9 protein-coding genes are annotated in these 14,779 nt (G+C 71.7%); 3 read left to right on the top strand and 6 right to left on the bottom strand.

Translation table 11 applies throughout. The features are described from left to right. Positions 1-538: 538 nt before the first annotated feature. On the top strand, positions 539-823 hold the full coding sequence (locus ABEB03_RS31550) for a chorismate mutase (RefSeq protein ID WP_095936106.1): 285 nt from the start codon (positions 539-541) through the stop codon (positions 821-823). 889 nt (positions 824-1,712) lie between these two features. On the opposite strand, the gene ABEB03_RS31545 is transcribed toward ABEB03_RS31550, so the two are convergent. After that, a complete protein-coding gene (locus ABEB03_RS31545) occupies positions 1,713-2,861 on the bottom strand; it encodes a hypothetical protein (protein ID WP_345656249.1) in 1,149 nt (382 codons plus the stop codon). A gap of 215 nt (positions 2,862-3,076) precedes the next feature. Here ABEB03_RS31545 and ABEB03_RS31540 point away from each other — a divergent pair, with 215 nt between their 5' ends. Beyond that, positions 3,077-4,063 (top strand): LAETG motif-containing sortase-dependent surface protein, encoded by a 987-nt coding sequence (locus ABEB03_RS31540; protein WP_345656248.1) that lies wholly within the window; start codon positions 3,077-3,079, stop codon positions 4,061-4,063. 192 nt (positions 4,064-4,255) lie between these two features. On the opposite strand, the gene ABEB03_RS31535 is transcribed toward ABEB03_RS31540, so the two are convergent. Together ABEB03_RS31535 and ABEB03_RS31530 are read right to left on the bottom strand one after the other, a co-directional pair. Then, the gene (locus ABEB03_RS31535) at positions 4,256-6,064 is read right to left on the bottom strand and encodes a GMC family oxidoreductase (protein ID WP_345656247.1); all 1,809 of its coding nucleotides are present in this window, start codon (positions 6,062-6,064) and stop codon (positions 4,256-4,258) included. Between the two features lie 133 nt (positions 6,065-6,197). Then, positions 6,198-7,853, bottom strand: coding sequence for a succinic semialdehyde dehydrogenase (locus ABEB03_RS31530; protein WP_345656246.1), 1,656 nt, complete (start codon positions 7,851-7,853; stop codon positions 6,198-6,200). A 500-nt stretch (positions 7,854-8,353) separates the two neighbouring features. Between ABEB03_RS31530 and ABEB03_RS31525 the strand changes: the two genes are divergently transcribed. Then, complete coding sequence (locus tag ABEB03_RS31525) at positions 8,354-9,181, top strand: hypothetical protein (RefSeq protein ID WP_345656245.1); 828 nt, start codon at positions 8,354-8,356, stop codon at positions 9,179-9,181. A gap of 182 nt (positions 9,182-9,363) precedes the next feature. Here ABEB03_RS31525 and ABEB03_RS31520 read toward each other — a convergent pair whose 3' ends face one another. The 3 genes from ABEB03_RS31520 to ABEB03_RS31510 all read right to left on the bottom strand — a co-directional run bounded on the left by ABEB03_RS31520 (position 9,364) and on the right by ABEB03_RS31510 (position 14,610). Beyond that, positions 9,364-11,031 carry a serine/threonine-protein kinase gene (locus ABEB03_RS31520; protein WP_345656244.1) on the bottom strand — a complete coding sequence of 556 codons (1,668 nt, stop codon included), beginning with the start codon at positions 11,029-11,031 and terminating at the stop codon, positions 9,364-9,366. A gap of 196 nt (positions 11,032-11,227) precedes the next feature. After that, on the bottom strand, positions 11,228-12,856 hold the full coding sequence (locus ABEB03_RS31515; protein WP_345656243.1) for a serine/threonine-protein kinase: 1,629 nt from the start codon (positions 12,854-12,856) through the stop codon (positions 11,228-11,230). 62 nt (positions 12,857-12,918) lie between these two features. Beyond that, positions 12,919-14,610 (bottom strand): serine/threonine-protein kinase, encoded by a 1,692-nt coding sequence (locus tag ABEB03_RS31510; protein ID WP_345656454.1) that lies wholly within the window; start codon positions 14,608-14,610, stop codon positions 12,919-12,921. Between the last annotated feature and the right edge of the window lie 169 nt (positions 14,611-14,779).

Genomic DNA, 14,779 nt, shown 5'->3' with positions numbered 1-14,779 from the left:
GTTGCCTTCCGGCGGTGAGCATGGTGTGTGTGGTGCCGAGTCTACCGGGGGCCGGGACCGTGGTGCCTACGCCGGGTTTGTCACCCCCGCCCGGGGCCCGCGGGAGCCCGCCGAGCACCCCGCCCGGGGGCCGCCGAGCACCCCGCCCGGGACTCGCGGAAGCCCACCGGGCAGCCCGCCCGGACCACACCCCTAGCCCCCCGCCCGGACTCACACGGTGAGCGCCGTGCCCGGCTGCACACCTCGAGCCCGCTACTCCCCGACTCGGACCCGAGCGCGCCCCGCCCGGGGTCTCAGCATCCGAACGAGCTTGGTCCGCGTCCGTCGCCGGTGCATACTGGCCGCATGCTCATGCACCAGACCGCCGCGATCTTCGCGTTTACCTATGGCAACCGGCCCACCGGCTGCCATGGTCGTGCTGCTTGAGCAACTGACAAGCGACTTCCCAGGCGCCCCGGGCCGACAAGGCCCGGGGCGTCTGCCGTTTCCGGGTCCTGCCGCCCCGGGGCATCCCTCCCACGGACAGAGGAGCCCCACCATGGCCGACGTACTCGACAAGACCGGCGCCCGCACCGACGAGGCCGCCGATGTGATCACCGGTGCCCGTGAGCGCATCGACGCGCTGGACGACCGGATCATCGGTCTCATGCAGGAACGGATGGCCGTCTCGGCGGTGATCCAGGAGGCCCGGATCTCGTCCGGCGGCCGGCGGGTGAACCTCTCGCGCGAGATGGAGGTGCTCGGCCACTACAGGGAGGCGCTGGGCAAGCCCGGCACCTCCCTGGCGATGACGCTGCTGGAGCTGTGCCGGGGCCGCATCTGACCACGTCGGGACCGCTTCTGAACCCCGTACACGGCGTACGCACGTACGCATTCCGTCTCACCCGTACGGCGCGTGACCGGGCCGCCGCGGGCTTCGTTGGTCCCGGTGTCCGTGTCATCCAGGGGCGGGCCCGAAAGAACCACGCGTGGCTCCACTGGAGCGATGAGACGTACGGATCGTGCTGTGCGTCGTGGGACCTCGCTCCAGGGGTGTGACCGGACGGCAGGGGACAGCAGCCCGGTCACTCAAGAGAACGGTCGGCTCCGGGGACGCCCGGGGCCGGCCGGCGGAATCCGCTCGGAGGCGGTCGCGACGGTTGCGGAGGCCGTCGCCCGTCCAGCACGATGCGAGAACGGCTCCCGTACGAACCCTCCGGCACCCGTCCGTCCCGTACGAACAGCCCGCACGAGTCGTCCCGCACGACGACCGGTCCCGTACGAACAGCCCTGCACGACTCCGTCCCGTAGGCACAAGTCCCACCGGCATCAGTCCCGTAGGCACAAGTCCCACCGGCATCAGCCCCGTACGAACGGCCCACCGTACGAGAACACCCGCCGTACGAGAACGACCCCGGCTCTCATGGCGGACACCCCCGTAGCCGACCGATCAGCCAACCGGATCCACTCCACACCGCAGTACGCCCGTACCACCCGCTTGCCAAAGGTCGACACCACGCGCGCGCCTCGAACGCGCCGGGGCGCACGACCGGCGGTCACACCGGACCACCCCCGGACCGGCGACGCACCCCCCGGCGTCGCTCCCAGGCACCGGCGCTGCCCTGACGTCGGTGCTGACGAAAGAAGGGCCCCGCGGCACCTCCCTGTTCTCTCGGCTCCGCCCGAGCAGGGACCGCCGCGGGGCCCTTCGCCATGTCGTGCCGTGTCCCCGGCTAGGTGCGGGACAGCGTGCCGCAGGCGCCCGGCTCGGAGTGCTGGATTCCGCGGCTGCGGTCGTACGGGTCGACGGTGGGGCCCGACGGGTCCGGTCCACCGGGGTCGGCCGAGTCGAACCGCGGGTGCAGGAAGCCGTCGTGGACGTCGCAGGCCGAGTTGGCCAGGTCTCGGTCGTAGCGCCGGACCGAGAGTTTGCCGGGTGTGACCCGGTACTTCGTCGGGTCGGAGACCTCCAGGTCGAGGACACGGCGCACGATGGTGCGAGTCACCTCGGTGGAGTTGTTGTCCGCCCGTGTCACGGGATACACGAAGCTGTAGTCGGCGTGGATGACGACGGAGGCGCGCTCGCCCGCCTTGAACGTGATCCGGCCGCGCGTCTTGACCACGTCCCCGACGAGCCGGATCTCCTCGGGGTCGAACCGGGTGAACAGCGCGAGCGGATCATGGCCCTTGCCCGGTGACCGCAGCCAGCCGTTCACGTCGTCGAGCATCTTCGGCTGCTTCGGGTCGAGCGTGGCGATCGCCGCCTCGGGGCGTTCGCCGCGCAGCGTCGCCCGGTCGAGGTTCGCCTCGACGAGCAGGGTCTTGGTGCGCCGCAGCGCGGTGGCGACCTGCGCTTCGGTCAGCGGGCCGACCGCGGTGGCCCGAGGGACGACGATGCCGTCCGCGCCGTCGGCCCAGCGCTCGGCGGGCGATCCGGCGAACGGCCTGTCCAGCGTCGGGGTGCCGGACGACGCGGAGGGTGCCGCCGTCGGGGGTGCGGTCTCGTCCGGGAGCCGGGAGGCCGCGGGGGCGTCGTCGGACGACGTGCCGAAGGGATCGCCCGGCAGGAGCGACGGCTTCATCGCGACGACCGCCACCACGACGGCGAGCGGCACTCCGATGACGGCCCACAGACGTCGGCGCCGTGCGGAGCGGCGCTTCGTCTCGTGCACCGAGGGGCCCACCCGCCAGCTCTCCGGCCGGTCGCCGCGCTCGTCCTGCTGCCGCAGCCGCTCGGTCACCATGCGCGCCCGCGCGGACGGCTCCTTGGGAGCCGAGTTCCGGATGTCGCGCTCGGTGTCGCGGGCGAACTGCTCCCACACGTCGTCGCTGAAGGACGAATCCCCGTTCCCACCCGGCTTGTTGTCAGACACGAGGGACATTTCTAAGCGGTTCGAAAGGGCTTGCACAAGTCGCACCCGGATGTGACTCAGCACACACGAAAATCATGTGGCGTACAGGACAACCATTCACAGGCCTCACCGGTCACACCTGCAGAACGAACGGCCACACCCGCGCCCCACACGCGGAGGCCTCACCCAGATGAGCCCACTCGAGCGCCCGCGAACGCGCGGCGCACCGGACTTTCGAGGTCTTCATGAAGCTTCGCCGTGCCATGGCCGCTGCGGCCGCGACGGCTGCCATAGCCCCGCTGGCGCTGCTGTCGGCGCCGGCCGCGTTCGCGACGGACGACACCGCCACCCCGACCGCGAGCGCAACCGCATCCGAGTCTCCGAGCGAGTCGGCGTCGCCGAGCGCCACCGAGACCACCCCCGAGGCGACCGCCTCCGCGACCGCCTCGGCGACCGCGACCGAGTCCGCCCCGGCTCCGAGCGACTCCGCGTCCGCTTCCGCCACGTCCCCGGCGCCGAGCACCTCCGCTCCGGAGGAGTCCGAGTCGCCCGACCCGGAGCCGTCCGAGTGCGAGGACTCCAAGGTCGACGTGTCCATCACCGGCCTGCCCGGCAAGATCTCGGTGGGCAGCGGCTGGCACAAGTTCTCGCTGAACGTGGCGAACAACTCCGAGTCCACCCTCAGCGACCTCGGCTTCTTCGCCGGCGCCTCCTCCGACAAGGCGGGTGAGGACCTCTTCCAGAGCAAGAAGGTCCAGCTCCAGGCCTACAACCCGGACGACAAGGTCTGGGAGGACGTCGACTCCGAGGGCTACGCGGTCGGCTTCGTCGGTTACACCGACGAGCTCAAGCCCGACTACGAGGTCAACATCCCGATGCGCATCAACGTGAAGTCCAGCGCCCCGGTCGGCGCCGGCTTCTCCCTGGGCGCCAGCATCTACGGCGACGCCGACGGCGAGTGCACGGGCTTCGGCGAGGTCGCCTACAAGTTCCAGATCGTCGCCGCGGGCACGGACACCGACGGCACCAAGCCGCAGGAAGGCGGCAAGGTTCCGGTCTCGGACAAGCCCGCCGACAAGGGCAACACGCCCGAGGTCGACGGCAGCCTGGCCGAGACGGGCTCCAGCTCCGCCCTGCCGATGATCGGTCTCGTCGGCGGTGTCGCCGTCGTCGCCGGTGCCGGCGCGGTGTTCGTCGTCCGTCGCCGCAACTCGGGTGGCGCGACCGCGTAACGCGGCCGGCACCCCGTAGAACCTGGGCATCACGCCTGGTACGTGAAGAAGGACCTGCGCTCGGAGGGGGGCGCAGGTCCTTCTTTCTTTCTTCCGTGAGGGGGCGGCCTTTCTTCCGTGAGGAGCGGACCGGGTGGGCGGGGGCTGCGCGCCGGACCGGGGAGGCACCGGCGCGCACAGGGCCCCCGCGGGTCACTTCTTCGGCGGCACCGCGGGTATCCCCAGGAACGGCAGCTTCAGCGCGCCGAACGCGTCCGCCGGGACGGCGGGGTGCAGCGGCTCCACCGGCTTCAGCCGCTCGTACGCCGCGCCCGGCGCCGGACGCGGGTCGGCCTCGCCCTTGTTGGGCCAGTACGACATCGCCCGCTCGGCCTGGGCGGTGATGGTGAGCGACGGGTTGACCCCGAGGTTCGCGGAGACCGCGGCACCGTCGACCACGGAGATGCCCGGGTGACCGTAGAGCCGGTGGTACGGGTCTATGACGCCTTCCTCGGCGTCGGCGCCGATCGGGCAGCCGCCCAGGAAGTGCGCGGTCAGCGGCGTCCCCATCAGCTCGCCCACGTTGCTGCCCGCGAAGCCGTTGATCTCGGCGGCGATCGCGGAGGCGCTTTCCGAAGCCGCCTTGATCTGCTTGGGGTTGGGCGCCCCGTGGCCCTGCCGGGCGGTCAGCAGTCCCTTGCCCGCGCCCTTCGGCTTCAGGTACGTCGTCAGAGAGTTGTCCAGCGACTGCATCACCAGGCCGATGATGGTCCGTTCCGACCAACGGCGGTTGGACAGCGAGCGGGCCACCAGAACGGGGTGCCGCGCCGCGTTGGCCAGCCAGCCCAGCACCCTCGACGAGCCCTCCGCGTACGGGACTTGGAGGATCGACAGGCCGCCCATCGAGTTGGATCCCTTGCCGTAGCGGACCGGCTCGATGTGGGTGTTCTCGTCGGGGTGGATGGAGGACGTGATGGCGACGCCGCGGGTGAAGTCGACACGCTCCTCGCCGGTGGCCTTGCGGTAGCGGCGGTTGTCGGTCTGCGCGCCCACCAGCGCCTCGGAGTTGGTGCGGGTCAGCTCGCCCAGCTTCTGCGACAGGTACGGCAGCTGGCCGCCCGCCTTCATGCGGTGCAGCAGGGTCTGCGTGCCGTAGGTGCCGGCCGCGAGGACGACCCGCTTCGCCTTGAGGGTCCGCCCCTCCCCCTTGCGTTTGCGGTCCGTGGGGAGGGTCTGGACGGCGTACCCGCCCTGCGAGTCGTCGGTGACGGACACCACGGTCGTCATGGGGTGGACCACCGCGCCCGCCTTCTCGGCGAGGTGGAGGTAGTTCTCGTTGAGGGTGTTCTTCGCGCCGTGACGGCAGCCGGTCATGCACTCACCGCACTCGGTGCACGCCTTGCGGCTGGGTCCGGCACCGCCGAAGTACGGGTCGGCGATCTCCTGGCCGGGTCCCGCCTTCGCACCGCCGTCGGCGTCCTGGCCGTCCCCGAAGAAGACGCCCACCGGCGCCATGTGGAAGGTGTCGCCGACACCCATCGCCTCGGCCGCGGCCTTGAGATGGACGTCCGACGGGGTCATGGTCGGGTTGAGCCGTACGCCCAGCATGCGCCGGGCCTGGTCGTAGTACGGCTTCAACTCCCCTTCCCAGTCGGTGATGTCCTTCCACTGCGGGTCCTCGAAGAAGGGCTTCGGGGGGACGTAGAGGGTGTTGGCGTAGTTGAGTGAACCGCCGCCGACGCCCGCGCCCGCCAGCACCATGACGTTGCCCAGCAGATGGATGCGCTGGATGCCGTACATGCCGAGCTTCGGGGCCCACAGGTAGTTCTTGATGTCCCAGGAGTTCTTGGGCAGCGAGTCCCGGGTGAAGCGGCGGCCCGCTTCGAGGACGCCGACGCGGTACCCCTTCTCCGTCAGGCGCAGGGCGGTGACGGAACCACCGAAGCCGGAGCCGACGACGATGACGTCGTAGTCGTACGCCGCCTCGTCCGGCTGATTCTGGGCAGAGCTCTCCTGTGACACGTGCTGCTCTCCTCGTTTCTCCTCGTCGAGAACCGCTGTGAGGAGCGGTGCGAAAGGGTGGGACGGACAGGGGGACGATCGGGACGGGTCGGGGAAGGGCGGGCGGACAGGCCCGCCCCGGGGGCCGCGGCGTCTAGCGGAGCCGGAACGCCTTCATGACCTTGAGGCTCCGGCTCATGAACGCCGCGTACTTCTCGTCGTCCATGCCGAGCGACGGCGCCATCGGCAACAGCCGCTGCTGGGCGACCGTCTGGGCCTCCGTGTACTTGAGGATGCCCTCGGAGCCGTGCCGGCGGCCGAGACCGGAGTCCTTCATGCCGCCCATCGGCGACTGGACGCTGCCGTACGCGGGCGCGTAGCCCTCGTTGACGTTGACCGTGCCGGTGCGCAGCCGGGCCGCGACCGCGCGGCCCCGGCGGCCGTCCTTGGTCCACACGGACGAATTGAGGCCGTAGGGCGTGGCGTTGGCGAGCTCGACGACCTCGTCCTCGGTCTTGAAACGGTAGAGGGAGACGACGGGCCCGAAGGTCTCCTCGGCGCAGACGGCCATCGGTGCCTCGACGCCGTCGAGGATGGTCGGCTCGTAGAAGTAGGGGCCGATGTCGGGGCGGGCGACTCCGCCGGCGACGACCTTGGCGCCCTTGGCGACGGCCTCCTCCACGTGCCGGGTCACGGTCTCCAGCTGCCGCTCGCCGACCAGGGAGCCCATGTCGGCGCCGTAGGCGAGCGAGGTGCCGAGGCGCATGGCCCTGGTGCGGGCGGCGAACCGGTCCGCGAACGCGTCGGCGATGGACTCGTGGACGTAGAGCCGCTCGATGGAGATGCAGAGTTGGCCGGCCGAGGAGAAGCAGGCGCGGACGGCGCCCGCGGCGGCCTTGTCGATGTCGGCGTCCTCCAGGACCACCATGGCGTTCTTGCCGCCGAGTTCGAGGGAGACGCCGACGAGGCGGGCCGCGGCGCCCTGGGCGACCTCCCGGCCGGTGCGCGTGGACCCGGTGAAGGAGACGTAGTCGGCGTGCCTGACGACCTCGGGACCCACGACGGGCCCGTCGCCGATGACGACCTGGAAGACCTCTGCGGGCAGCCCCGCCTCGATGAGCAGGTCACGCGCCCACAGCGCGGTGAGGCAGGTCTCGGTGTCGGGCTTCATCACGACGGCGTTGCCCGCGACGAACGCCGGGAGGGCGTCGCCGACGGACAGTTCGAGCGGGTAGTTCCAGGGGGCGATCTGGCCGACGACACCGCGCGGGTGGCGCAGTTCGGTGACCTTGGTGAGGGTCGGCACGGCGCCGGTGTGCCGCTTGGGCCTCAGATACGCGGGCGCCTTGCGTCCGTAGTGCCGTGCGGCGACCGTGACGGCCTGGACCTCCTCGTGCGCGTGGAGCCGGGCCTTGCCGGTCTCCAGCTGGATGAGGTCCAGCACCTCGGCCTGCCGGGCGAGGACGAGGTCGTGGAAGCGCAGGAGCACGGCGGCGCGCTGCCGGACGGGCGTGGCTCCCCAGGCGATCTGCGCCGTGCGGGCCCGCGCGAACGCCTCGGCGACGTCCTCGGGGGTGGACTCGGGCAGGTCGGCCAGCTTCTCGCCGGTGAACGGGGTGTGGTTGGCGGTCCGCCCGGAGCCGGCCACGCCCTTGGTGAGCTGGGCCACCAGCTCGGGCGTCACGACGTCGGCTGCGGTGCGGGCCCCCGCGGGGGCGGGCGCGAGGGGGTTGGTACCGGGCCTGCCCGTACCGGCCTCGTCGCCGCTGGTCGTTTCCGTGGCCTGCTCCGTGGCCTGCGAGTCCGTCATGAGCCGCAGGGTATGCCTGCCCGGCCCCTTTGGGTACCCGTCGGTAATCGGCTTTCACGGACTGCACACACGCTGCCAGTGATCGCTGGCAACAAACGCCCTGATCAGGGCGTTGTTCGCCCGACGATCACGGGTTGATGACATCGCGGGGACGTCGCCCGGGACAGCGCGGGGACGACCGGGACGCCCGCGGTGGCGTTGCGGGGTACCCCCGGTGGCGTTCCGGGATGTCCCCGGCGGAGGACCCGGGCGTCCTCCGCGCTCGGCGGACACCCGGGGCGGCGTCCTCGAAAGCCCCCGGCGCCCTCACCGGAGGGCCGCGCCGTCCACGCCGGGACCTCGTCTCCCGACGCCCCCTCAAAGCCCCTTCGGCGTAAGGGCGATGCAGGAGCGAACACTTCCGACCTTGATCGGTTGACGATTCCTTGACCCGTCCCCCATAGTCCTTGACCCGTCCCTCATAGCCCTTTCGCCTCGGACAGATCGAAGGATCGACAAAAATGAACGGACTCGCGCTGTCGCGCGCAGGCATCGTCGCGGTCGCCTCGGCCCTCACCCTCACCCTGGCCACCGGCTGCTCCGACAGCTCCGACGACAGCGGCAAGAGCACCCGCGCGGACAAGGAGACCACTGCGGCGAAGGCCCTCAGCGGCGCCGAGCTGGAGCAGCGGATCATCGTCACGAGCGACGTCGACGGCTACAAGGTCGAGTCGACGGACAAGTCCGACGGGTTCACCACCACCAAGGACGACCTGAAGGTGGAGGACGCGAAGTGCGCGCCGATCGCCTACGTCATGGCGGGGCTCGCGCCCGGTGACTCCGCCGCCGACGTCAAGCGCGTGGTCACCCAGGACCCTTCGGCCGCCCCCAGCGCGTCTCCCTCCAAGAAGCTGGAGGACATGACGGACGAGGAGCTCGACGACGCGATGAAGTCGATCACCGACGCCCTGACCGGCACGGTGACGATCGTCTCGCTCTCCTCCTACGAGGGCGACGGCGCCGAGAAGACCCTGTCCTCGGTGTCCGACGCGGTGAAGGGTTGCGCGGGCGGCTTCAAGGCCGCGGACAAGGGCGACACCCAGAAGATCACCGAGGTGGAGAGCGAGAAGGCCTCCAGTGAGGGCGACGAGGCCGTCGCGTTCGCGGTGACCGTGGATGCCGACGGTGGCGACGTGACCGTGCACGGCGAGGTCGTCCGCCACGGCGGCACGGTCGCCACGTACTACACGCTGAGCCTGGCCGCGTTCTCGGGCGAGACCGCGGACGGCGCCGCCGACTACGACATCCCGTCCGAGATCATCAAGGCCCAGACCGCCAAGCTGGCCTGATCCCCGCCCGGGCCGCCGGTCGGCCCGGCTCGCCCGGGGCCGCCGGTCCGGTCCGAGCCGGAACCGTGGGTCCGGCCCGAGCCAAACTGCCGGTCCGGTCCGAGCGGGGCTGCCGGTCCGGTCCGAGCGGGGCCCGGGCCGCTGAAGCGGCCCGGGCGCAGCCCCTCCCCCGCGACGGAGCCTCAGAGCTTGTCGATGTCCAGGTTCGCGATCGCCGCCTTTGCGACTTCACGGCCGCGTGCCGTGAAGTCGCCCTTGCCCGGGTAGCTGATGGTGAGCTTGTACATGTCGCCCGCGGACGACTTGTAGTAGAAGATCTTCACCTCGCGGGGGCGGGGGTTCTGGCTGTCGGTGGTCGTGTAGCTCACCGTGTTCTGCGCAGCGGGCTTGCCGTCGTACGCGGCGTTCCCGTCCGTGGACGTCCGCGGCCCCTCGGGCATGTTCAGGGCGTACTCGCCGCTCTCCTTGAACTTGTCGTTGTCGGCGTACATCTCGGCGGCGGCGGAGCCCTTGATCTGCTTGCCGGCGTCCTCCACCTTCCTGGACAGCGTGAGACCGACCCAGATGCTGCCGCTCCAGTCGGTGTACGTGACCCAGTGGGTCTTGTCCGACGAGCGGTCGGGCCTGCTCGCCTGGTAGTCCTTGGGCACCGCGAGCGTCGCGGCGACGTCCTTCTCGTGCGTCTTCTTCCAGCCGTCCGGCAGTGGCCCCGCGAAGGGGTCGGCGATCACCAGGTACGCCGCCACGGCCGCCGCGACGACCGCCGCACCGATGCCGAGCAGGGTCTTGCGGCCCACCCGGACGCCCTTGCCGTCCGGCGACGCGACCTGCGTGACCTGCGCGACCTGGGTGGGCGCCGGGGCCGGCGGTCGCGCCGCCTCCTCCAGGAGCCGCCGCACCCGGTCCGCGTCCGGCCGGCGTGAGGGGTCCTTGTCCAGCAGCCCGTTGATGACCTCGGCGAGCGGGCCGCTCGCCGAAGCGGGCGCCGCGGGCGTGGAGTTGAGGACCGACTGGAGCGTCGCGGGCGTGTTGCTGCGCCGGAACGGGGAGACGCCCTCGGTGGCCGTGTAGAGCACCACGCCGAGCGACCACAGGTCGGACGCCGGCCCGGGGCGCTGCCCCAGCACCCGTTCCGGAGCGATGTACTCGGGGGAGCCGACGAAGCCGCCGGTGTCCGTCAGACTGGTCTCGCCCTCGATCTGCGCGATGCCGAAGTCGGTGAGGACGACGCGGTCGTGACGGCCCAGCAGGACGTTGTCGGGCTTGACGTCGCGGTGCAGTACGCCCGCCGCGTGCGCGGCCTCCAGGGCTCCGAGAACCTCCAGGCCGACGCGCGCGGCCTCGCGGACGCCGAGCGTGCCCTCCTGGAGGGCGTCTCCCAGCGAGCGACCCTGCACGAGTTCCATGACGATCCAGGGCTGTCCGTCCACGACCGCGACGTCGTGGACGTTCACGACCGCCGGGTGGTCGAGCCGTGCGGCGGCGCGCGCCTCGCGGCGCATCCGCTCGAAGGCGTTGGAGCGTTCACGCTCGGGAAGGTGGTCCGGGACGCGCGGTTCCTTGACGGCGACCTCGCGGTCCACCGTCTCGTCCTTGGCCCGCCAGACCGTTCCCATGCCGCCGTGCCCGAGCTTGGCGAGCAGGCGGTAGCGGCCGGCGATCAGCCGGCCCGTTCCCGGGTCCTGCGCGGCACGGGCCTGCTGCTCGGGGACGACCTGGGTGGGTGCGGCGTAGGGATTGCCCGGATACGGCACGGCCGACGGTGGTGCCGGTGCCGCCGGGCGCGGCGGTTGCAGACCGAAACTGGTCGGTTCGTCGGCCCCGTGCGGGACTCCCCCGTTGTTGCTCATGCCTCCATCTCTATCGTGGTGGGGGTTCGGCTTCCAGCCCCGTCGGCGGCCGGTCACACACCCGTGACGCGCGCCATCCCTTATCTCCTGTTTACGGCAGTACGTACGGCCTGTGCCCTGGCTCAGGCGTACGCGGCCGTCGCGGGACGCGCAGGCGCCCGCTCGGGTCGCCATGAACCGCCGCGCGGGCACCCGTTCAGGTCACCGTGAACGTGTCCACCGCCACGTCGAAGTACTCCTTGGCCTCGGTCACCTTCCCGACAGGCGCCGAGACCCACACGTCGTACATCCGGCCGCCCTCCTCCCAGCACAGGTCGTAGGTGTGCCGGGCGCCCTCCGCCTCGTCGAAGCCGTCCCAGGTGAACTGCCACAGCGCGGCGGGCGCTCCGGCGTGGGTGGTCTGCTTGACGACGCCGTCGCGGTAACCCGGGTTGTTCGCGGGGCCCTTGGCGGCGGACTCGCGCATCACCGCGAGGGGGCCGCCCGGTTCGGGGTCGGCCACCTTGATGCCGATCCGGAAGGTCTGCCCCGGTGACATGTAGAAGACCCGCTCCCCCTGCGGATCGCGGGTGAACCCGTCGGGCACGGCGAGCGAGAAGCCCTGGTCCCGCGCGACGTGGTAGCCCGAGGGCGCGGTGCGGGAAGTGTCGGCAGGGCTCTGCCGCCGGGTCACGGTGACCGTCGGGGCGGGCCGCTCGGGCGACGCGGACGGCGTACGCGAGGCACTGGGCGTACTCGGTGTGCCGGACGTGTGGGCCGTGCTCGACGAGGAGGGCGCACCGCCCCCGCCCCCGCCGTCGTTCATCAGCAGTGCCGCCGCCGACACGCCCGCGCCGACCATCGCCGCGACCAGGGCCGCGGCGACCAGGACACCCCGCGTGGACTGCTTCGGCGGGCCGTCCACCACGGTGCCGGTCGACGGGGACGGCACGGGTTTCGGTCTCGGTACGTCGCGCTGTGTCGGCGTGTACGGCACCGACAGCCGCGGCGTACGCCCGGTGTCCCGGAAGGCGCGCAGCATCCGCTCCGCCTCGGCCGCGCCGAGCCGCCGCTCGGGGTCGCGTTCCAGCAGGCCGCGCACGACCGGCAGGAGCGGAGCGGCCTGGGCGGGCGGGCGGATCTCGTCGACGACGACGGCGTGCAGGATGCCGCCCAACGAGTCGCGGCGGAAGGGCGATTCGCCGCTCAGGATCGTGCACAGCAGCGCGCCGAGCGACCACAGGTCGGACTCGGGTCCCGTCCTGACCCCGGACATCCGCTCGGGAGCGGTGTACTCGGGCGAGCCGACGAACGCGCCGCTCTCGGTCAGCGTCGTCGCGCCCGCCACCTGGGCGATGCCGAAGTCGGTGAGCACGACGCGGTCGCTGCCCGCCTCCAGCAGGACGTTGGCGGGCTTGAGATCGCGGTGCAGGACACCCGCGTCGTGTGCGCGGCGCAGCGCGCCGAGGAGGTCGATGCCGATGCGTGCGGCCTCGCGGGCGTCCACCGGCCCCCGCGCGGAGATCCGTTCGGCGAGGGAGCCGCCGTCGATGAGCTCCATCACGATGTACGGCCGCTCGTCGTCCTCGACGACGTCGTGCACGACGATGATGTGCGGGTGCCGCAGCTGCGCGACGGCACGGGCCTCGCGCAGGGTGCGGTCGCGTTGCTGCCGGGCCTCGTCCGCCGAGAGCGAGTCGTCGAGGGAGAGTTCCTTCACCGCCACCTGCCGGCCGAGCAGCTGGTCGGTGGCACGCCAGACGACCCCCATGCCGCCGCGCCCGATCCTGGCGGTCAGCCGGTAACGGCCCGCGATCACACGGACGTTCTCCCCCTCGGTCCCCATGGGCCCCATCATGCCGCACCGGACGGGGACCCTCCGGGGCGGCGACGACGGCGTGGGCGGTATCAGGCCTTGGGGCGCCAGCCCCGCAGCACCACGTCGAACTGCTCGCGGGCGGTGGCCCAGTCCGCCGCGGGCGCCGACATGTAGATCGCGTACTCGACGCCGTCACGGTCGAGATAGGTCTGCTCGATGGCGCGGCGGGCGCCCGGGAACGGTGTCTGCTTGGGCAGCGCGGTCCAGGTGAAGTCCCAGAGGGATCCGGGGCAGTCGCGGAAGGTGTTGGACTGGAGGCTCACCCGCGAGTAGGCCTGGAGCTTCGTCAGCTGCTTCTCCAGGTCGAGCTGGTGCATGTACGGGTTCTCGAAGTCCGGCGAGTCGTCCACGGCGATGCGGATGAAGTGCTTCCCGCCGTCGGGCGTGTAGTCGACCTGCGAGCCGTTGGCCTGCCGCTGCCATTTCCTGCTGGGCAGCGCGAGGCTGAAGCCGTCCACGTCGTGCACGCGCACCCAGCTGTCGGGGACGGCGCCGGCGGGGGTGCGGGTGGGGGTGGACTGCCCGCTCTTGCCGGTCCCGCCGGTCTCCTTGCCGGTCCGGGTTCCACCGGTGCCGGTGACGGAGGTGTTGTCCTTGCGCCAGTCGCTCACGTACTTGACGCCGATGGCGGTGCCTCCGCCGACGAGCGCCGCCAGCACGACGACGAGGGCGGTGACGGGGCCGCGCCGCCGCTTGCGCGGGGCGGGCGCGGTTCCCGCGTGCAGGGTCTGGTGCGCGGTGACGCCGGGTCCGCCGTAGGCCGGCCCGGGGCCGCCGTAGGGCACGCCCGGTCCGCCGTGCGACGGCGGCATGTGAGCGCCGGTCCCGTGGTCCGGGTGGCCCGGACGGCGCGTGACGTCCGTGTCCAGGTGCTCCGTCGGCACGTACGCCTGCGCGGCCTTCGGCCGGCGCCCCTCCACGGCCTCGGCGAGCATCTGCTCGGTTTCCTGGGGGCTCGGGCGTGTGGCGGGGTCCTTGCGCAGCAGCGCGGTGATGACGGGCTCCAGCGCGCCGGCGTACTGCGGCGGCGGCGGTTCCTCGTCGACCACGGCCTGCATGGTGCTCAGCGGCGAGGTGCGGCGGAACGGAGACCTGCCCTCCACCGCCGTGTACAGCGTCGCGCCGAGTGCCCACAGGTCGGAGGAGGGTCCGGGGTCGTGTCCACGGACCCGCTCGGGCGCCAGATAATCCACCGAACCGACGATCTCGCCGGTGCGCGTGATGGTCGTGTCGCCCTCGACCTGTGCGATGCCGAAGTCGGTCAGCAGGACGCGCCGGTCGACGGACAGCAGGACGTTGCCCGGTTTGACGTCACGGTGGAGTACGCCGGCGGCGTGGGCGGCCCGCAGCGCGCGGAGCACCCACAGCCCGATCCGGGCCGCCTCGGCCGGTTCGACGCGGCCCTGCTCCTTGACCTCGTCGGCCAGCGAGTTGCCCTCGACCAGCTCCATGACGATCCACGGACGGTTGTCGTGCTCCAGGACGTCGTGCACGGTGACGACGGCCGAGTGGTTGATCCGGGCGGCGGCCCGCGCCTCCGCATGGGTGCGGGCGAGCAACCGGGCCAGGTCGCCCTCGGCGACGTACAGCGCGGCGGTCAGCTCTTTGACCGCGACCGCGCGGTGCAGCACCTCGTCGTGTGCGCGCCACACCCGGCCCATGCCACCGCTGCCGATGGAGTCGACAAGCCGGTAGCGGCCCGCGAGGAGCAGGCCCTGCATCTGATTCACGTTTCCCCGCAATGGTCTTGACAGGGTCAGACTAAAGAGCGGTCCCCGCGCAGGGAACAAGCGGGGTCGTACGGAGACCGCACTGTGACGGTTCTCCCTTCCGTGTACGGAAGGGAACCATCCGGTGTTCACGTCTCTCGCCTGCGCACACCGGCGTTCA

Source organism: Streptomyces siamensis (assembly GCF_039543605.1).
GTDB classification, from domain to species: domain Bacteria; phylum Actinomycetota; class Actinomycetes; order Streptomycetales; family Streptomycetaceae; genus Streptomyces; species Streptomyces siamensis.
The sequence above is the reverse complement of the archived record's forward strand: the minus strand, read 5'-3'. Positions and strand labels throughout refer to the sequence as shown.

What these genes read in the sequence shown, in the direction of transcription:
- ABEB03_RS31550 (WP_095936106.1), top strand. Translation starts at nt 539, where the DNA reads ATGGCCGACGTACTCGACAAGACCGGCGCCCGCACCGACGAGGCCGCC.
- ABEB03_RS31545 (WP_345656249.1), bottom strand. Translation starts at nt 2,861, where the DNA reads ATGTCCCTCGTGTCTGACAACAAGCCGGGTGGGAACGGGGATTCGTCC.
- ABEB03_RS31540 (WP_345656248.1), top strand. Translation starts at nt 3,077, where the DNA reads ATGAAGCTTCGCCGTGCCATGGCCGCTGCGGCCGCGACGGCTGCCATA.
- ABEB03_RS31530 (WP_345656246.1), bottom strand. Translation starts at nt 7,853, where the DNA reads ATGACGGACTCGCAGGCCACGGAGCAGGCCACGGAAACGACCAGCGGC.
- ABEB03_RS31525 (WP_345656245.1), top strand. Translation starts at nt 8,354, where the DNA reads ATGAACGGACTCGCGCTGTCGCGCGCAGGCATCGTCGCGGTCGCCTCG.
- ABEB03_RS31520 (WP_345656244.1), bottom strand. Translation starts at nt 11,031, where the DNA reads ATGAGCAACAACGGGGGAGTCCCGCACGGGGCCGACGAACCGACCAGT.
- ABEB03_RS31515 (WP_345656243.1), bottom strand. Translation starts at nt 12,856, where the DNA reads ATGGGGACCGAGGGGGAGAACGTCCGTGTGATCGCGGGCCGTTACCGG.
- ABEB03_RS31510 (WP_345656454.1), bottom strand. Translation starts at nt 14,610, where the DNA reads ATGCAGGGCCTGCTCCTCGCGGGCCGCTACCGGCTTGTCGACTCCATC.